Annotated in this window: 14 protein-coding genes; all 14 read left to right on the top strand. The window is 36.1% G+C overall.

Translation table 11 applies throughout. The features are described 5' to 3' along the window. Nucleotides 1-6 precede the first annotated feature (6 nt). The 14 genes from I5M07_RS15755 to I5M07_RS15690 all read left to right on the top strand — a co-directional run bounded on the left by I5M07_RS15755 (nucleotide 7) and on the right by I5M07_RS15690 (nucleotide 18696). Entirely contained in the window at nucleotides 7-1161 is a 1155-nt protein-coding gene (locus I5M07_RS15755) for a glycosyltransferase family 4 protein (protein WP_200107410.1), read from the top strand. Continuing rightward, nucleotides 1154-1759 carry a sugar transferase gene (locus I5M07_RS15750; protein ID WP_200107409.1) on the top strand — a complete coding sequence of 202 codons (606 nt, stop codon included), beginning with the start codon at nucleotides 1154-1156 and terminating at the stop codon, nucleotides 1757-1759. The genes I5M07_RS15755 and I5M07_RS15750 overlap by 8 nt, the downstream gene beginning before the upstream one ends. Beyond that, the gene (locus I5M07_RS15745) at nucleotides 1746-2360 is read left to right on the top strand and encodes an acetyltransferase (RefSeq protein WP_200107408.1); all 615 of its coding nucleotides are present in this window, start codon (nucleotides 1746-1748) and stop codon (nucleotides 2358-2360) included. Before I5M07_RS15750 ends, I5M07_RS15745 begins: the two co-directional genes overlap by 14 nt. Nucleotides 2361-2479: 119 nt before the next feature. Further along, nucleotides 2480-3628, top strand: a complete 1149-nt coding sequence (locus I5M07_RS15740; protein ID WP_200107407.1) for a DegT/DnrJ/EryC1/StrS family aminotransferase — start codon at nucleotides 2480-2482, stop codon at nucleotides 3626-3628. A gap of 452 nt (nucleotides 3629-4080) precedes the next feature. Next, complete coding sequence (locus I5M07_RS15735; RefSeq protein WP_200107406.1) at nucleotides 4081-4875, top strand: polysaccharide biosynthesis/export family protein; 795 nt, start codon at nucleotides 4081-4083, stop codon at nucleotides 4873-4875. Nucleotides 4876-4888: 13 nt separating this feature from the next. Next, nucleotides 4889-7258: a GumC family protein gene (locus I5M07_RS15730; protein WP_200107405.1), complete on the top strand. Its 2370-nt coding sequence runs from the start codon at nucleotides 4889-4891 to the stop codon at nucleotides 7256-7258. A 597-nt stretch (nucleotides 7259-7855) separates the two neighbouring features. Then, nucleotides 7856-8854: a mannose-1-phosphate guanylyltransferase gene (locus I5M07_RS15725; RefSeq protein ID WP_200107404.1), complete on the top strand. Its 999-nt coding sequence runs from the start codon at nucleotides 7856-7858 to the stop codon at nucleotides 8852-8854. A gap of 134 nt (nucleotides 8855-8988) precedes the next feature. Then, the gene (gene rfbB / locus I5M07_RS15720; RefSeq protein WP_200107403.1) at nucleotides 8989-10035 is read left to right on the top strand and encodes a dTDP-glucose 4,6-dehydratase; all 1047 of its coding nucleotides are present in this window, start codon (nucleotides 8989-8991) and stop codon (nucleotides 10033-10035) included. 125 nt (nucleotides 10036-10160) lie between these two features. Beyond that, entirely contained in the window at nucleotides 10161-12593 is a 2433-nt protein-coding gene (locus I5M07_RS15715; protein ID WP_200107402.1) for an SLBB domain-containing protein, read from the top strand. A gap of 412 nt (nucleotides 12594-13005) precedes the next feature. After that, nucleotides 13006-14076 (top strand): Wzz/FepE/Etk N-terminal domain-containing protein, encoded by a 1071-nt coding sequence (locus tag I5M07_RS15710; RefSeq protein WP_200107401.1) that lies wholly within the window; start codon nucleotides 13006-13008, stop codon nucleotides 14074-14076. 159 nt (nucleotides 14077-14235) lie between these two features. After that, the gene (locus I5M07_RS15705) at nucleotides 14236-14934 is read left to right on the top strand and encodes a GNAT family N-acetyltransferase (RefSeq protein ID WP_200107400.1); all 699 of its coding nucleotides are present in this window, start codon (nucleotides 14236-14238) and stop codon (nucleotides 14932-14934) included. After that, nucleotides 14922-16055, top strand: coding sequence for a dTDP-4-amino-4,6-dideoxygalactose transaminase (gene rffA, locus I5M07_RS15700; protein WP_200107399.1), 1134 nt, complete (start codon nucleotides 14922-14924; stop codon nucleotides 16053-16055). The genes I5M07_RS15705 and rffA overlap by 13 nt, the downstream gene beginning before the upstream one ends. A gap of 3 nt (nucleotides 16056-16058) precedes the next feature. After that, nucleotides 16059-17420: a lipopolysaccharide biosynthesis protein gene (locus I5M07_RS15695; RefSeq protein WP_200107398.1), complete on the top strand. Its 1362-nt coding sequence runs from the start codon at nucleotides 16059-16061 to the stop codon at nucleotides 17418-17420. Further along, nucleotides 17389-18696: a glycosyltransferase gene (locus I5M07_RS15690; RefSeq protein ID WP_200107397.1), complete on the top strand. Its 1308-nt coding sequence runs from the start codon at nucleotides 17389-17391 to the stop codon at nucleotides 18694-18696. The genes I5M07_RS15695 and I5M07_RS15690 overlap by 32 nt, the downstream gene beginning before the upstream one ends. Nucleotides 18697-18699 lie beyond the last annotated feature (3 nt).

Raw genomic sequence — 18699 nt, 5'->3', positions numbered from 1 at the left:
AAAGTAATGAAACAAAATAAATTAATACGCATAACGACTGTTCCTATTTCCCTTGATAAATTATTATCGGGGCAACTGAAATTCATGAGTTCCTTTTATGAAGTCATTGCCGTTTCTTCCGATAGCAATGCACTTAATAAAATTAGTAAAAAAGAAGAAGTGAAAACTTTTGCGGTGGAAATGACTAGGAAAATAACTCCTCTTCAGGATCTCAAAGCCGTTTGGCATTTGTATCAGTTTTTCAAAAGAGAACAACCCTTAATTGTCCATACCCATACACCAAAAGCGGGTACAGTAGGAATGATAGCAGCAAAACTGGCAAGAGTTCCTCATAGATTACACACTGTAGCAGGATTACCACTTTTAGAAGCCACAGGAAATAAAAGAAAACTATTGAATTTTGTTGAAAAAATTACCTATAAATGCGCCACTAAAATTTATCCCAATTCTTTTGGGTTAAAAGATATTATTATACAAGAACAATTTTGCCAACCAGAGAAATTGAAAGTGCTGGCTAATGGTAGTTCCAATGGTATCGATACCACTCATTTTAATTGCTCTCATTTTTCAAAAGAAGACAATCAAAAGCTGAGGGAAAAATGGAACATACATCCTGATAATTTTGTGTTTGTTTTCGTAGGACGTTTGGTAGGAGACAAAGGAATTAATGAGTTAATTGATGCTTTTTGTAAACTCGAAACTTTAGGTGCTAAATTATTACTTGTTGGTTCTTTGGAATCAGAATTAGATGCTTTACATCAAACCACTTTGGATGCAATTGCAACTAATACATCGATAATTAGTGTTGGCTTTCAATCAGATGTACGTCCCTATTTTGCTATTTCAGACGCCTTGGTTTTTCCGAGTTACAGAGAAGGTTTTCCGAATGTGGTAATGCAGGCGGGTGCTATGGGATTGCCAAGTATTGTCAGTAATATTAATGGTTGTAATGAAATTATAGTTGAAGGAGAGAACGGGATGATTATTCCGGTAAAAGATAGTGCTGCAATTTATGATGCCATGCAAAAAATGCTACAAAACGAAAGTTACCGCCATAAACTGCAAGCAAAAGCAAGGCCTATGATAGTCAATCGTTATGAACAAAAAGTAGTTTGGGAAGCTATTTTGGCTGAATATAAAAGTTTAGAAAGATATGTATAAGTATTTTTTCAAAAGACTACTTGATTTTGTAGCTGCTTTTCTAGCCTTGTTATTGTTTAGTCCGTTGTTTATTCTAGCAACAATTGGTTTGTTTTTTGCCAATCAGGGTAAACCTTTCTTTTTTCAATTGCGTCCTGGTAAAGACGAAAAATTGTTTTGTATCATCAAATTCAAGACCATGAATGATAAAAAGGACTCCAAAGGCAATTTGTTGTCGGATGCGGAGCGTTTGACGCCCGTAGGTTCATTTGTTCGTAAGACTTCTTTAGACGAACTGCCTCAATTGCTCAATGTGTTAAAAGGCGATATGAGCTTGATAGGACCGCGGCCTTTGTTACCACACTATTTACCGCTGTACAATGAAATGCAAAAAAGGCGGCATGAAGTTCGCCCTGGTATTACCGGGTGGGCACAGGTAAATGGGCGAAATGCAATTTCTTGGGAACAGAAATTTGAGTATGATGTTTGGTATGTGGATCGTCTTAGTTGGTGGTTGGATTTGCGTATTTTTTTTTTAACAATACAGAAAGTATTTAAGTCGGAAGGCATTAATGCTGTGAATTCGGCTACAATGGAACCCTTTAATGGAGAAAGATAAAGTTGTATTATATGGTGCTAGCGGTCATTGTAAAGTGATTGTGGACATTTTAGGATCTAATCAAATCGACGTTGCTTTTATTGTTGATGATGATCCAAAATGTAAAACTATTCTTGGTAATTTGGTTGTGCGTTCTGAAAATTGTTTTACTTTTAGAAATGTAATTGTTTCTATTGGGAATAATAGTATACGAAAAAAAATTGTCAAAAAACTGAATAGCAATTTTACTATAGCTATTCATTCTAAAGCTGTAGTTTCTCAATATGTTTCAGTAGGAGAGGGTACGGTAATTATGGCTGGGGCGATTGTGAATCCTGCTGTGCAGATTGGGAAACACTGTATTGTCAATACCGCTGCTACCTTGGATCATGATTGCGTATTGGGCGATTTTGTGCATGTGTCACCGAATGCTTCTTTAGCAGGAGGGGTGCATGTTGGCGAAGGTACTCATGTTGGTATCGGTGCTATTGTTATTCAGGGTGTGGTTATCGGGAAATGGGCTATTATAGGAGCTGGAGCAGTTATTTTACGGGATGTGCCTGATTATGCTGTTGTAGTGGGGAATCCGGGGAGGGTTTTGAGGTATGTTGAAGAGGAGTGAGGAGTGAGGAGTGAAGAGTGAGGAGTGAAGAGTGAGGAGTGAGGAACAGTGATGGTTGATGGTTGACTTGTGAGTGGTGATGGGGATATAGGATAGAAAATAGATAATTATAATATATAATGAGCAATTCAAAAATATGGCTTTCTTCTCCTCATATGGGAGGGAACGAACAAAAATTTGTAAAAGAGGCCTTTGATAGCAATTGGGTTGCGCCTTTGGGGCGTAATGTAAATGGTCTTGAAGCGGATTTAGTGGCTTATTTGGGAACGGATAGACATCAGGTGGCTGCTTTGAGTTCGGGTACTGCGGCACTTCATTTGGGGTTGATTTTATTGGGCGTGCAAGCGGGGGATGAGGTGATTTGTCAGAGTATGACCTTTTCGGCATCGGCCAATCCGATTGCCTATTTGGGAGCTACTCCCGTTTTTGTGGATAGTGAAAGCAGCACTTGGAATATGTGTCCGGTTGCGCTTGAAGAGGCTATCGTGGATCGTATGGCTAAAGGCAAAAAACCGAAGGCGATAGTGGCAGTTCATTTGTATGGGATGCCTTTTCAAGTGGAAGCGGTTGCTGCGGTTGCTGCCCGATATGCTATTCCCATTTTGGAAGATAGTGCTGAAGCGCTTGGGAGTTGTTATAAAAATCAAAAGTGTGGTACTTTTGGAACGATTGGTGTTTTTTCCTTTAATGGCAATAAAATTATTACCACTTCGGGCGGCGGTGCTTTAGTATTGGGAGATAAAGAGCTAAAAAACAAAGCTATTTTTCTTTCTACACAGGCTCGCGATAATGCCCCTCATTATCAGCATAGTGAAATTGGGTATAATTACCGCATGAGCAATATTTGTGCGGGTATTGGTAGGGGACAAATGGAGGTTTTAGATGCTCATGTGGCCTTACGACGAGCTATGCATGCTTTTTATGCTCGTTTTTTTGCGGGTATAAAAGGGGTTACTGTTTTGACGGAACCGGATGATCGCTATTTTTCGAACCATTGGTTAACGGCCATTACGATTGATCCAGCCGTTACGAATGGAAAAACCCGAGAAGGATTGCGCATTGCTTTTGATCGCGCCAATATCGAAAGTCGTCCCCTTTGGAAACCCATGCATTTGCAACCTGTTTTTAAATCCTATCCTTATTATGGCGGTTCGGTTTCGGAAACAATTTTTGAGCAGGGTTTGTGCTTGCCTTCGGGATCTAATTTGACCGATTCGGATCGGGAACGAATTTTACGGGTATTGGAGGGGTTTTTTAGTGAGGAGTGAAGAGTGAAGGGTGAAGGGTGAAGAGTGAGTAGCGTAATCAGTGGTCAGTGTTTTAGTGGTCAGGTTGTGGGTTGTGAGTAGTGAATGGTGTAATGAGTGGTCAGTATCTTAGTTATGGGTTGTGAAGAGTGAAGAGTGAAGAGTGAGGAGTGAGTAGTGAGTAGTGAATAGTGAATAGTGTAATCAGTGGTTAAGGTCTTAGTGGTCAGGTTGGGGGAGGAGTGAGGAAGTTGTACGTTGGTGCTGGGGACTAGGTATATTGATTGTTAATTGACAATTGATAATTATCAATTAACAATTCATAATTATCCATTATCATTTAACCATTATCCATTATCATTTAACCATTATCCATTATGAATTAACCATTTTACAATTTCGTAGGGGTAATATACTGCTGTTACAAAAGATTTTCCCTTTTTAAATTATATTTGTATTTCTAAAAAAAAAATATGTTCCATTTTGTCTTATTGAAGCGAATTGCTTTTTTATTCGTTTTTTTCTTTGTTTTTTCATGTGCTAGTCGAAAAGATGTGGTGTATTATCAGAATATCGATGCTGTGGCTTCTGATTCGGTTGGTGCTAACTATGAAATTACGATTCAGCCTGATGATTTGTTGTCGATTATCGTGTCTGCAGAAGATCCAGAGATTGCCATGCCATTTAATTTGCAAACGGCCAGTGTAGCTACTCCCACAAGACCTGAAGTGGTGCGTAGTCAAGAGACTTTGCAATTGTATTTGGTCGATGCGGAAGGGTATATTAATTTTCCGGTTTTGGGAAAGCTTAAAGTATCAGGGCTTAGTCGTGCGGCTGTTTTGTCACTATTGGAAACTAAAATAAAAGCCTATATCAAAGATCCGATAGTTACCCTGCGTATTACGAATTTTAAAGTTTCGATCCAAGGGGAGGTTGGGGTTCCGGGTGTTTATCCGGTCACGACCGAGCGTATTACTTTAATAGAGGCTTTGAGTTTGGCCAAGGATTTGACCATTCATGGTAAAAGAAGTAATATTTTAATCATACGTGAAATGGATGGGGTTAAAACCTTTAACCGTGTGGACATCACTAAAGCCGATTTTATTTCGTCTCCATTTTATTACTTAAAACAAAATGATGTGGTGTATGTGGAGCCCAATAAAAATAAAGTCAATGGTGCGGCCGTTGGTCCGAATACTTCTGTTGTCATTTCGGTGACCTCTTTACTAATTACCCTAATCACTTTAATTGTTTCGACTTCAAAATAATAGAATATAGTATATGGATTTTAATACGAATGAAGATTTTATAGAGGAAACGACCGATCTTAACGAAATTGTAGGTCAGTATCTTTACTATTGGCGTTGGTTTGTTTTAAGTATTGTTCTTTTTTTAGTAGGTGCTTTTGTGTACTTGCGTTATGCGATTCCGGCCTATCAGGTGACGACTACTATTTTGGTAAAAGATGAAAAAAAGGGTGGGATGCTGTCTGAGTTATCTGCTTTTTCGGATATGGGCTTGGGTGTAGTCGGTAATAATGTGGATAATGAAATAGAGATATTAAAATCGCGTACGATAGTAGAAAGTGCTGTGCGTAAATTAAATTTGGGTGTTTCGGTTATTGCAGAAGGGAGTATTATTGAGGCTAATTTATATGCCGTTAGCCCTATTCGTGTTGCTTTTGTAAGGCGAAAGACGGTAGGTTTTAAAAAACCTATTGAACTGTTTTTTTCGTCTGTAACTGCTAGTTCTTTTGATTTGTCTGTAGCGAATGGTGCTGATACGTTGCTCTTTTCTTCGGGTCAAAAAAAACGCTTTCGGTATACCGAAGCGATTAAAACAAAGTTGGGGGACTTGGTTGTTGTGCGCAACCTGGGAAACAAAACCCTTCCTGTTGGAAAAGAATTGAAGATTGTACTGCATCCGTTTGATGATATTGTGGATTCGTATCGCACGAAATTGCAAGTAACCCCTTTGAGTAAAACCAGTAGTGTTTTGTCGCTTTCCACTGTAGATGTAGTGCCTCAAAAAGGGGAAGATTTTTTGAATGAGCTTGTGGCGTCTTATAACGCCGATGCCGTGGCGGATAAAAACGCTATTTCGGAAAATACTTCGGCCTTTATTGCCAATCGGTTGGTTTTAATTACGGATGAATTAGACGGAGTTGAGCAAGATGTGGCACAGTTTAAAGAAAACAATAACATTACCGATATTGAATCGGATGTGAAATTGTATTTAGAAGGGTCTACTGAGTATAATAAAAAAGCGGTAGAAATTGCTATTCAGTCCAATGTTTTACAGTCTATGTTGGAGTATCTGGGCAAAAGCAGTAATTCTGATTTAATTCCTTCCAATTTATTATCGGGTGAACATGATGCTTCTGGGTTGATTTCGGATTACAATTCCTTAATTTTGAATCGAAACCGGATTTTAAAATCAGCAACACCTACTAATCCAACGGTGGTGAAGTTGGATCAACAAATTGCTTCTTTACGATCTACCATCAAGGCGAGTTTGCAACGTTACCAGTCGAGTTTGGTTATTCAGCAAAACAATCTCTCGAGCAGGGAAGGTGAATTGAATTCTAAGATTTCCAAAGTTCCCTTGCAGGAAAAGAAGTTCCGGTCTATAGCTCGCCAACAAAAAGTAAAAGAGGAGTTGTATTTGTATTTGTTACAAAAAAGAGAAGAAACAGCCATTTCATTAGCGGCTACCGAACCGAATGCACGCATTATTGATGTTGCCAAGGCCGAAAAAGTACCGGTCTCTCCTAAAAGAAAAATTATTTATTTGGCAGCATTATTGTTGGGTTTGTTGATACCGATAGGAGTCATTTATATCCTTCAATTGTTTGATAATAAAATCAAAAGTCGTTTGGACTTAGAAGGTAAAGTTGCGATTCCATTTATAGGGGATGTGCCTATATCGGAAAGTCCTAATGAGTTGATCCAATCGAACAGTCGATCGAGTACAGCGGAAGCTTTGCGGATTATTAGAACCAATTTGGAGTTTATGGTTCCTACTAATGCTGAGGTAAAAGCTAAAACCATCTTTATGACTTCTACCTTTCCTAAAGAAGGGAAAACATTTGTGTCTGTTAATCTTGCGGGAACTTTTGCACTTTCTGGGAAAAAGGTTTTGCTAATTGGTATGGATATTCGAAATCCTAGGTTGGATGAGTATTTGTCGCTACCGGAAAGGGGGTTGACGAACTATTTGTCTTCGAAAGAGGCCTCTTTGGAAGATTTAATAGTAAAACATCCCGATTTTGAAAATTTCTATATTTTGCCAGCGGGTACCATACCTCCCAATCCAGCAGAATTGTTAATGAGTCAAAAAATAGAGGTTCTTTTTGATCAATTGAAAATGGACTATGATTATATAATTGTGGATACGGCTCCTGTGAGTTTGGTAACGGATACGTTGCTTATAGCCAAACATGCGGATTGCTTTGTGTATGTTGTACGTTCGAATTTCTTGGAAAAAAGAATGTTGCATATTCCGAATACGTTGTTTAAAGAAAGGAAACTTCCTAATATGTGTTTGTTATTGAATGCTACGGATACCACTAAAGGCTATGGCTATGGTTATGGCTATGGGAATGAGGTAGTGAAAAAATCTTGGTATGAGAAGTTGTTGGGAAGGAAGTGAGTTGTGAAGAGTGAAGAGTGAGGAGTGAAGAGTGAGGAGTGAAGAGTGAAGAGTGAGTTGGCAGGATTTTAGTGGTCAGGTTGGAATTGTGGGTTGTGAGGCGTTGTGGTGAGGTGTTATAGAGGCGTTAAAAAAGTATAATTTGCTTTTTTAACGCTTTTTTTTTGGGTGCTTTTTGTTTCTGTTGCTTGTTATTGAGGGGGTTGTGTTTTTTGTGGGTTGTTGCTGAATAACAAATTCAAGGAAGGTTGTGAGTCGCTTGAATTAGTTGAGATAATGCGCTATATTTGCGCGATTCAAATTTTCAGTATTCTTAATCCGGTTGTGATTAGGAGTAGCGGAGCTATGAAAAGGAGGGATTTTTTTTATGTTAAAATTCTTTTGCAAGGTTGTAAAATGATATTGTGGATGCTGTTTTTTGATTTTGCTTTTTCGTATCATTTTGCTTTGCCCATTGCTTTGATCACGGCGTATTAGAAGGGTTTTGTTAGTCCTCTGCGGGGCATGTGCCAATGCTTTGTACTATGTTGGTTTGAATTAGTAGTTTAACAGTTTATTAAAAATAAAATATCCTTTGGGATGCTTAATACCGATACTATGGATACTATTGTACACGTTATATTGACAGGTGGCGTTGGAAGTCGATTATGGCCTTTGTCTCGTAAGAGTCAGCCGAAACAATATTTGGGTTTATTTGAAGGGCAATCGTTGTTTGAAAAAACCGTAGTTCGGAATCAAGATATGGCTGATTCGGTAATTGTAGTGGGAAGTGTAGATAATAGCCATTTGAGTCAGGCTACAATGGAGAAATTAGGGGTTTCGTATACCAATATTGTGGAAGCAACTCCTCGTAATACTGCTGCTGCTATTGCCTTTGCGGCTTTGGCGTCAGCTCCTGAAGCCGTTTTAGTGGTAACGCCTTCGGATCATATTATTGAAGGAGAAGCTGCGTACGAGCTGGCTTTGAAAGATGCGGTAGCAAAAGCACAGCATGGTGCGATTGTAACTTTTGGGGTGGTGCCCACCAAACCAGAAACGGGTTATGGCTATATTGAAGCTGATGGTGATCGCGTAGTGTCTTTCAGGGAAAAACCGAATGAAGTAACCGCCAAAGACTTTATTTCTAGAGGTGCTTTTTTATGGAACAGTGGGATGTTTTGTTTTAAAGCGGGCGTGTTTTTAGAGGAATTACAAAAATACCAACCGGAAGTTTTTGAGAAATCGAAAATTGTTTGGGAAAACAATCAAAACGGGCAGTTGGATTTTGCATTATCCAAAGAAATTCCATCTATCAGCGTCGATTATGCGGTAATGGAACGTAGTAAAAAAATAAAAGTAGTACCTGCTGCTTTTCAATGGTCGGATTTAGGGTCGTTTGAATCGGTCTATGATTATTTAGTAGCCAAAGGTCATGAAGTAGATGCCAATGGCAATATGGTAATCGGTTGCGATACCTATACCAGCTTTTTGGGACTTCAAAACACCATTTTTGTCCACACCCCAACCGCCAATTTAATTTTACAAAAAGAGCGTTCACAAGACGTAAAAGATATATACAACGCATTGGAAAAAGTGCAATCTAAGTTGTTGGAGTAGTGAGGTGTGAAGCGTGAGGAGTGAGGAGTGAGGAGTGAGGAGAACTTAAAATAGAAAACCATTTGCTATTGATAATTTACAATTTACAATTTACAATTTACAATTCACCATTCACCATTTGAAAAAAAAATAACATGAAAAACATAATCATCACCGGCGGAGCCGGATTTATTGGATCGCATGTCGTGCGTGAGTTTGTTACTAAGTATCCAAACTATAAAGTAATCAACTTGGATGCGTTAACGTATGCTGGCAATTTAGAGAATTTAAAAGATATTGAATCATTACCCAATTATGAGTTTGTGAAAGCTGATATTACTGATGCGGCACACATTTTTGAGGTTTTTCAAAAATACCAGCCCGATGGCGTAATTCATTTAGCAGCAGAATCCCATGTAGATCGATCCATTACGGATCCAACGGCTTTTGTAATGACCAATGTGATTGGTACCGTAAATTTGTTGAATGCGGCTAAAGAAATTTGGAAGGACAATTATGAAGGCAAACGTTTTCATCATGTGTCTACTGATGAGGTGTTTGGCGCATTAGGCGATACGGGTTTGTTTACAGAAGACACGAAATACGACCCACATTCACCTTATTCGGCTTCCAAAGCCTCTTCTGATCATTTTGTGCGTGCGTATCATGATACCTATGGTTTACCGATGGTGCTAACGAATTGTTCCAACAATTATGGACCGAATCATTTTCCGGAAAAATTGATTCCGTTATGTATTCATAACATTTTAAACAAGAAACCTTTGCCTATTTATGGAGATGGGAAATATACCCGCGATTGGTTGTTTGTTATTGACCATGCCAAAGCGATTGACAATGTTTTTCACAATGGGAAAAATGGTGATTCCTATAATGTAGGTGGATTTAACGAATGGCAGAATATCGATTTGGTAAAAGAATTGTGCAAGCAAATGGATGCCAAATTAGGTAATACAGCGGGTACTTCAGAACAGTTAATTACCTTTGTGAAAGACCGTCCGGGACACGATTTGCGTTATGCTATTGATGCGACTAAAATTAATGAAGAATTAGGCTATGAACCTTCTGTTACCTTTGAACAAGGATTGAGCATCACCATCGATTGGTATTTGAATAATCAAGAATGGTTGAATAATGTGACCTCTGGAGATTATCAGGGGTATTATGAAAAGCAGTATTCTTAGTTTTTTGGTGAAGAGTGAAGAGTGAAGAGTGAAGAGTAAGTAGTTGTAGTATAGTGAACAACACAATAACACAGGTTTTAATCCGTATTAAAATAAATAGCAAAAAAGTTTTTCAATAATTAAATATGAAAAGAATACTTTACATACTGGTAGTATGCATGGCAATGTTGGCTTCAACAACTACAAATGCACAGGATATTTTGAAAGGCAAAGATTTGAGTACCGTTCAAGTCGATTATATGTCTGATGCCGATATTCAAAAAATTAAAAGTCAATTGGATGCCAATAATATGACTATTGAGCAAGCGGAGGGTATTGTCATTGAAAAGGGGATGTCTCCTAGCGAGTATGCCAAACTGAAGCAACGTTTGAAAGATTTGGATGCTAAAAAAGGGCCGACAAATCCTTTGGAAGTTAAACCCAAAAAGGAAGACAATAAAAAAGAATTTGGTCGTGAACAAGAAAAAATTAAAAATCAAAAAGTAAAGGATTCCCTGAATGCTTTGGTATTTGGTTCGGAGTTGTTTGATAACCCAACTTTAAATTTTGAGCCAGATTTAAAATTGGCTACTCCGGTGCATTATGTGTTAGGGCCAGGAGACGAATTGCAAGTAAGTGTTTTTGGGGTACAGCAGTATTCTGAAACGGTACCCGTTAGTGTGGAAGGGAAAGTAAGCATTCAATATGTTGGGGAGTTGGCTGTGTCGGGAATGACTATTGAGGCTGCTACTTCGAAAATCAAAAATGCCATTGCACGTGTTTATAGTACGGTGGGTTCGGGTCAGTCGCAAGTCAGTGTTAGTTTAAGCCGAATACGCACGATTAAGGTCACTTTAATAGGGAGCAAACAACCGGGGAATTATTCTATTTCGTCTTTAGCTACCGTTTATAATGCGTTGTATTTAGGTGGTGGTCCGGGTAAAAATGGGAGTTATCGTACTATTGAATTGATTCGAAATAATAAAGTGTATAAGCAGATTGATATTTACCGTTTTTTGACCAAAGGCGATCAAAGTGATAATGTTGGTTTGAAAGACAATGATGTTATTCGAATTCCGAGTTATACAACACGCGTTAAGATGGAAGGAGAAGTGAAACGCCCTGGTATTTTTGAAATGAAGGAAGGGGAAACCTTTGCGGACTTATTGAATTTTGCTTCTGGTTTTACCGATTTGGCTTATACGGCTTCGGTAAACGTTTTGCAAAAAACGGGCAAGGAATTTAAAGTCCAGGATGTTAACCAGGCTGATTATGGTCGTTACCAACCTCAGTCTGGCGATGTGTTTCGTATTTCAAAAATTTTAAATCGTTTTGAAAATCGCATCACCATAGATGGGGCTGTTTTCAGACCCGATGTGTATTCTTTTTATGAAGGGATGCGTTTGTCGGATTTGGTTACGCAAGCAGAAGGTTTAAAAGAAGATGCCTACCGTCAGCGTGTGCGTATTATTCGTTTGAAGCCTGATTTGACTACGCAGATTATCAATACTAATTTAGAAAAAGCCTTAGGAGGAGATTTGGCAGCTGATGTGATTTTGCAGCGGGAAGATGTGGTGACCGTTTATTCTATTTTGGACTTTAGAGAAGCGTATACGGTGACTATTGAAGGAGAAGTAAAAAACCCGGGTACTTATGATTATTTTGATGATTTAACTTTGAACGATTTGGTGGTTCAAGTGGGAGGATTAACCGGAACGGCTTCTAAAAGAGTCGAAATTGCTCGTGTCATTAAGTCGGATAGCGTAGATGCAAACAATAAAAACCGTATAGAGCTTGTTAATTTGGAAATAGCTGCCGATAATAATGAGCAGGTTAAAAATTTTGTATTACGTCCTTTTGATGTGATTAATATTAGAAGAATTGCGGTGTATGAGAAGCCGGAGACCGTTATAGTATCGGGTTCTGTTTTGTATCCTGGTAACTATGCTTTGGCAACCAAAAAAGAAACGGTTTATAGTGTGATTATGCGTGCTGGCGGATTAACTACTGTTGGAAATCCGGCTGGTATGAAAATCAAACGTCCTATTAAAGAAGAACAAATTGAATTAATTGAAAGCGTTGATTTGAATTTAAAAGAAAATGATAGTCTTCCTGATAAATTGTCAAAAAAACTCAAAGAAGAATTGAAATTTGCTACTATACCGGTGAACTGGGATAAAATTGTAAAAAATCCCGATCATTATTCGAATGTTATTCTGTTTCCAGGTGATGAGATAGAAGTAGCTGAATTTAATGAAGGGGTGAAGGTTTCGGGGAATGTGTTGTTGACCTCGGAAATTCCTTATCGTAAAGGCAAAGGTTTTAAATATTATTTGAGTTCTGTTGGGGGAATTGATAGTAAAGGTTGGAAAAAGAAGGCTTATATTATATATCCTAATGGGAAAGCCGATGTAACGGGATCGTTTTTGTTTTTTAAAAACTATCCTAAAGTAGCACCCGGTTCTCAAATTGTTGTACCGGAGAAACCGGAAACAAACAAAATGAGTGTTGGCGAATGGGTGAGTATAGGTAGTGTGATTACCAGTTTGGCGTTGTTGATTGTTACGGCGTTTAATTAGTGAGGAGTGAAGAGTGAGGAGTGAAACGCTACATACCCTGTCATATAGAGCGCAGTCGAGAGAATGCATCTACAACCACCAACTGACAATATAAAATAGAATAAAGAGCAAAGAGCAAAGAAACTATAACCCAAAGCCGACAACGTTTGTGATTGGGAAGAGTGAGGGAATACACTAGTTGATCATCAGATGATCCGATTGTACTTGTTTTAAAGTCGGAAAGCAGAAGTTGACAATTAAAAGATTAAAAGATTAAAAGATTAAAATTTGACTTAAAGCTCAAAATCTAAAATCAAAATTGTCAACTCGAGCGTAGGCGAGAGACTACACCATAAGAAGAAAACTGATAACCCAAAACTGAGAACTGACAACTCACAACCCATAACCACATCAATATTCAAATAAAAAATATATGAGTGAAAATTTACCGCAACAAACGGAGGAGATTTCCTTAAAAGATCTCCTTTTAAAAATTCAGGAATGGTACCACTATTTGTTAGGCAAGTGGAAAATAATTGTGTTAGCTGGAATTGTCGGCGGTTTATTAGGTTTGGCCTATTCGTTTACTAAAAAACCAGTCTATACTGCTAGTTTGACGTTTGCTTTAGAAGATGAAAAATCTGGCGGAATAAGCGGTTTAGGAGCTTTAGCAGGTTCGTTTGGTTTCGATGTAGGAGGAGGGGGAGGTAGTATATTCAGCGGTGCCAATTTAAACGAACTTTTCAGATCCAGAGCTATGGTTCAACGTGCTTTATTGCAGGAAGTGACCTATCAAGGTAAGAAGATGTCTTTAATCGAGATGTATTTTCAATATAAAGAAATTCGTGAAAAATGGAGTGAAAATGATGCATTTAAAAACATACAGTTTTTACCTAAAAGTGATCCGAATAAATTTACAAGACAGCAAGATAGTATTATAACAAGTGTATACGGGGATATTTTTAATAATGTACTTTCGGTTAGCCAAAAAGATAAAAAAATCAACATCACCACTTTAGAGGTGAAATCTACTAACGAGTTGTTTGCCAAATATTTCAATGAACAATTGGCCAAAGTTGTTTCTGATTTTTATGTGTCCACTAAAAGCAAAAAAGCACGTGAAAACATGTTGATTTTGGAACGTCAAACGGATTCTATTAGGAGAGAACTAAATGCTGCCATTACTGGGGTTGCCGTTGCAAACGATAATACATTTAATTTAAACCCCGCTTTGAATGTTCGCCGAGCACCTTCGGCCCGTAGGCAAGTAGATGTACAGGCCAATACCGCTATTTTAAGTGAATTGATCAAGCAAATGGAAGTGGCTAAAGTAACTTTACGCAAAGAAACACCTTTAATCCAGGTGGTAGATCGTCCTATTTTACCTTTACCTAAAGAGCGTTTAGGTAAAACAAAAGCTTTTTTAATTGGAGGAATTTTGGTTGGAATTTTTACAATTGTTTTTTTGATATGTAAAAGATTAATTAGGCTGTTTTCTGCTTAAATACTATTTAACTAGTGATTAAATAAAGCAGATTGCCTTAACGTTTTAATAAAATTTTCAATTTTTAATGCGTAATTAGTTTTGTTTATGTTGAAGAAAATGTTTGTTTCACTGGAGATTTTTATATAGAATTAAGTTAAAATAATTTATTACATAAATATGTTTGGAATAGAGAGGTTGGAGTGGGATTCTTCTTTTTTTGGTTTTGAGGTAGGTAGAATTGGTATTGGTGATGAAAAGGAATTTGATTATAAATTGTTTAGCGAGTATTCTAAAAAATTTAAACTAGTGTATGTCTTTTCAAAAGTAAATTTGTTGTTCCCTAATTTTGAGTTGGTGGATAGAAAAGTGGTGCTAAATCAATTTACTTATGAGGTTGTTTTAAAGGAAAATGAATTAGTTATTGATTCTTTTAATTTGGATAGACATGATATAAAAGAGTTGAAGCAACTAGCTTTAAAAAGTGGTATCTATTCAAGATTTAATGTTGATCAAAACTTTACGAATAACGAGTTTGAAAAATTGTATATACAATGGATAGAAAATGCTGTAAATCATGAAGTTACGTTCGATATTATTGTGGTATTAAAGAATACTGCTATAATTGGATTTGTTACCTTAAATAAAAAAAATGAATTTTTAGCCGAAATAGGTTTACTTGCTGTATCTGAGAATTTCAGAGGTTGCGGCATCGGCCAACAATTAATTAGTGAGAGTATAAAAAGGAGTTACAATGCAGGCTTTAAAGAAATTCAGGTTGTAACGCAGCAGGAAAATATACCTGCTATGAATCTTTATCAGAAAACAAATTTTAAAATAAAAGAAATCAATAATATATACCATTCATGGAATCTATAATACCATTTAATAAGCCCTATTTAACAGGGAAAGAAACGCATTATATTTATGATGCCGTAAATTCTGGAAAAATTTCAGGTAATGGGAAGTATACGCAAAAATGCCAACAGTTTTTTGAAGAACGTTATAATTTTAAGAAAGTATTACTCACTACATCATGCACTGATGCTTTAGAAATGGCTGCCATTTTAGCCAATATACAACCCGGAGATGAAGTAATCATTCCTAGTTTTACTTTTGTCTCAACAGCAATTGCCTTTATTAGACAGGGAGCTACTATTATTTTTGCTGATTCATATAGCGATAATCCCAATATTGATGCCGACAAAATTGAGGAATTAATAACAGATAAGACAAAAGCAATTGTTCCTGTTCATTATGCTGGTGTTGCATGTGATATGGATAAAATTATGTATTTAGCTACTAAATATAATTTATTAGTTATTGAGGATGCGGCGCAGGCAATTGATAGCTTTTATATTGGGAAAGATGGAGTTAAAAAGGCTCTAGGCTCTATTGGCCATTTAGCAGCATTTTCATTTCATGAAACTAAAAATATTATTTCTGGAGAAGGGGGTATGCTTGTTATAAATGACTCACGTTTCAGTAGTAGGGCTGAGATTATATGGGAAAAAGGGACTAATCGTGCCGAATTTTTTAGAGGTGAAGTGAATAAGTATGGTTGGGTAGATACGGGTTCTTCTTTTCTTCCTTCCGAAATTATTGCCGCATTTCTTTGGGCACAAATAGAAAATTTAGAGCTTATCCAAAATAAAAGGAAAATGCTGCATAATTGTTATTATGACAATTTGCAAAGTTCGAATTTAATTACACTTCCTAGTTTACCTCCTTATGCAACAAATAATGGGCATATGTTTTATGTGGTTACTGAGAATAGTGAAATAAGAAGCGAATTGATTTCTAAATTAAAAGAAAAGGGGTATCATGCTGTTTTTCATTATATTTCGCTTCACTCTAGTGCGTATTATAGCGACAAACACGATGGTAGAGTATTATCAAATTCGGATAAATTTACCGAATGTTTATTGCGATTGCCACTCTTTTATGAATTAAATGAAGTTGATGTAGTGGATATGGCAAAGTGCATAAATAATTATTAATTAATGGCAAATAATTTAAATTTAGATTTTATTTTTAAGTTTTTTAAAAACAAAGACAGATCTAAAAATATCCAAGCCAACATAATAGGTTCTTTTTTTCTAAAAGGGATTAGTATTTTATTAAGTCTTGTAGTAGTTCCCTTAACAATGGATTATATAACGCCCTACCAATACGGTATTTGGGTTACACTATCTTCCGTCATTGGATGGTTAAGTTTTTTTGATATTGGATTTGGAAATGGCTTAAAGAATAAATTTGTTGAAGCAATAACCCATGGAAATATAAAATTGGCTAAAATGTATGTTAGTACAACCTATGCCATTATAACCATTATCATAAGTATCATTTGGATTGTCTCATTATTCCTATCTAGATTTATAAATTGGAATGAATTTTTGAATGTTGACAAAACAGAGAATATAGATTTACTTAGTGTTGTACATATAGTAATAACCACGTTTGCTTTCCAGTTTATTTTAGGTTTATTAAATACTATTTTAGTATCTATTCAAAAGCCAGTAATAACTTCGGTAATTAATGTTACAAGTCAAGTATTAATTTTAGTCGGGATATTTGTTTTAATGAATACTCATGAAGGATCTTTAACATCTTTGAGCATGGTAATGGGAGGGGCTAATACGCTAGTTTTATTGCTTTTTTCGTTATATTTTTTTAATACCTCTTTAGCCAAGTATAGCCCAAGTATAAAATATATTGAGTTTAAGTACACCAAAGACCTATTAAAAATTGGAGTTAATTTTTTTATTTTACAAATAATCGCCATTGTCTATTATGAAACGAATAACATCATTATCACAAAAACACTTTCACCATTAGAGGTTACGGTCTATAATTTAGCTTTTAAATATATGTCTATACTAGGCATGGGTTTTACCATCATTTTAACCCCATTTTGGAGTGCTTTTATCGAAGCTAGTGTTTTAAAAGATTATGATTGGATGAAGAAAGTTAAAAAAACATTATATAAAGCTTTTTTCATTTTTGTAATCTTGGGAATTTTTTTAATACTCATGTCGCCACTGCTTTATAAACTGTGGTTTGGTGACCGAGTTAAAATACCTATGATGTTGACAATTCTAATGGGGATATGGCAATTATGTAATATTTGGAATTCTTTACATTCGACTCTTATTTATGGCTTTAATAAAATTAAATTACAATTAATTTGCTCAATTGTGGTTGGCTTAGTAAATATTCCGTTAACCATTTTTTTATGTAAAAAATTAGGTTTAACAGGAGTGACTATATCGCAGATTTTTTTGGTGCTCTTAATATCATGGGTAGGTCCCATACAATTAAATAAACTTCTTAATGAAAAAGCCCGTGGAATCTGGAACAAATAAAAAGTTGAATGTTTTGATTTTAAGCAGTTTTATGCCCGTTGGTTCCCCGAAAATGGTATTGGATATGTATAAGGCTTTATCAACTACAAATGATGTTGATTTATTATTGAAATATCCTATGGAAAGTAAATTGAATGTGCTTTCAGTCTACAATACGTATGAACGTTTTTTAGAATATGGATTGCTCAAACTCAATACTTTTTTTTCAAAAATTAAAAATAAATTATCTAGAGGTACTATAATACAGCACGAGTCAAAATACCATTTTTTTGGAATTGATGATGCTCATCCTCCAGTTGCTACAAAAAAGATTCTAAATCAAATTCAGAAAGAATATGATTTTATATTGGTTTTTTTTTGGCAAGGTATGATTTCGGCCAAAACACTGTTTGATATTTATCAAAAAACAAAAAAGCCCATACTTTTATTTGCAGCAGATATGTTTCCTATGACTGGAGGTTGTAGCTATTTTTGGGACTGTACTAATCTAACTACATCATGTGGCAAATGTCCTGGGCTAAATTCTTCAGATGAAAATGATAGTACACGACAAAATTTTTTATACAAAAAGGATAAATTAAGTGCTATAAATACTGTTTTTTTGGGAAACAGTTGGATGAATAATTATGCCGCTCAATCTGGTTTGTTTAAGCATATCGAAAAAGCGTATCCTATTATTGATGAAAACATTTTTAAACCTCTGGATAAGGCATATGTAAGAAAACAAAAAAATTATTCGAACAAAAAAATTCTTTTTTTTGGAGCCGTTCAACCCAGTGAAGATAGAAAAGGGTACACTTACCTTATCGAAGCACTTAAATTACTAAAACAAAAACGACCAGACTTAGCGGATAACATTGTATTATTAGTTGCCGGAAATAATGTTGATTTACCAGAATTAGAAGATTTTGAAGTAAAACAAACGGGTTATTTAACATTTGAAGAATTAGCAGAATGTTATGCCATGTCGGACATTTTTTTAAGTCCTTCAATTCAAGATGCGGGTCCGATGATGTTGAATCAGTCTTTATTATGTGGAACTCCAGCAGTAGCTTTTAATATGGGGACTGCATGCGATATTATAAATTCGGATACGGGATATCTTGCTAAATATCGTGATAGTGTAGATTTTTGTCATGGTATTATAGGCTTACTAGATAAATCAGAAATAGAATTAGAAAATATATCCAAAGAATGTAGAAGACAATCAATGGGAAAATACTCATATGATGCTTTTAGAGAAAATATGGTACGTATTTACAATAAAATAAAATAATCA

The sequence above is a fragment of the Flavobacterium agrisoli genome (assembly GCF_016522065.1).
Taxonomy (GTDB): domain Bacteria; phylum Bacteroidota; class Bacteroidia; order Flavobacteriales; family Flavobacteriaceae; genus Flavobacterium; species Flavobacterium agrisoli.
Note: the sequence above shows the minus strand (reverse complement) of the source record. Positions and strands in the feature narration are given on the sequence as shown.

What these genes read in the sequence shown, in the direction of transcription:
- I5M07_RS15740 (WP_200107407.1), top strand. Translation starts at nt 2,480, where the DNA reads ATGAGCAATTCAAAAATATGGCTTTCTTCTCCTCATATGGGAGGGAAC.
- I5M07_RS15690 (WP_200107397.1), top strand. Translation starts at nt 17,389, where the DNA reads ATGAAAAAGCCCGTGGAATCTGGAACAAATAAAAAGTTGAATGTTTTG.
- I5M07_RS15695 (WP_200107398.1), top strand. Translation starts at nt 16,059, where the DNA reads ATGGCAAATAATTTAAATTTAGATTTTATTTTTAAGTTTTTTAAAAAC.
- I5M07_RS15730 (WP_200107405.1), top strand. Translation starts at nt 4,889, where the DNA reads ATGGATTTTAATACGAATGAAGATTTTATAGAGGAAACGACCGATCTT.
- I5M07_RS15745 (WP_200107408.1), top strand. Translation starts at nt 1,746, where the DNA reads ATGGAGAAAGATAAAGTTGTATTATATGGTGCTAGCGGTCATTGTAAA.
- I5M07_RS15705 (WP_200107400.1), top strand. Translation starts at nt 14,236, where the DNA reads ATGTTTGGAATAGAGAGGTTGGAGTGGGATTCTTCTTTTTTTGGTTTT.
- I5M07_RS15710 (WP_200107401.1), top strand. Translation starts at nt 13,006, where the DNA reads ATGAGTGAAAATTTACCGCAACAAACGGAGGAGATTTCCTTAAAAGAT.
- I5M07_RS15735 (WP_200107406.1), top strand. Translation starts at nt 4,081, where the DNA reads ATGTTCCATTTTGTCTTATTGAAGCGAATTGCTTTTTTATTCGTTTTT.
- I5M07_RS15725 (WP_200107404.1), top strand. Translation starts at nt 7,856, where the DNA reads ATGGATACTATTGTACACGTTATATTGACAGGTGGCGTTGGAAGTCGA.
- I5M07_RS15750 (WP_200107409.1), top strand. Translation starts at nt 1,154, where the DNA reads ATGTATAAGTATTTTTTCAAAAGACTACTTGATTTTGTAGCTGCTTTT.
- rffA (WP_200107399.1), top strand. Translation starts at nt 14,922, where the DNA reads ATGGAATCTATAATACCATTTAATAAGCCCTATTTAACAGGGAAAGAA.
- I5M07_RS15755 (WP_200107410.1), top strand. Translation starts at nt 7, where the DNA reads ATGAAACAAAATAAATTAATACGCATAACGACTGTTCCTATTTCCCTT.
- I5M07_RS15715 (WP_200107402.1), top strand. Translation starts at nt 10,161, where the DNA reads ATGAAAAGAATACTTTACATACTGGTAGTATGCATGGCAATGTTGGCT.
- rfbB (WP_200107403.1), top strand. Translation starts at nt 8,989, where the DNA reads ATGAAAAACATAATCATCACCGGCGGAGCCGGATTTATTGGATCGCAT.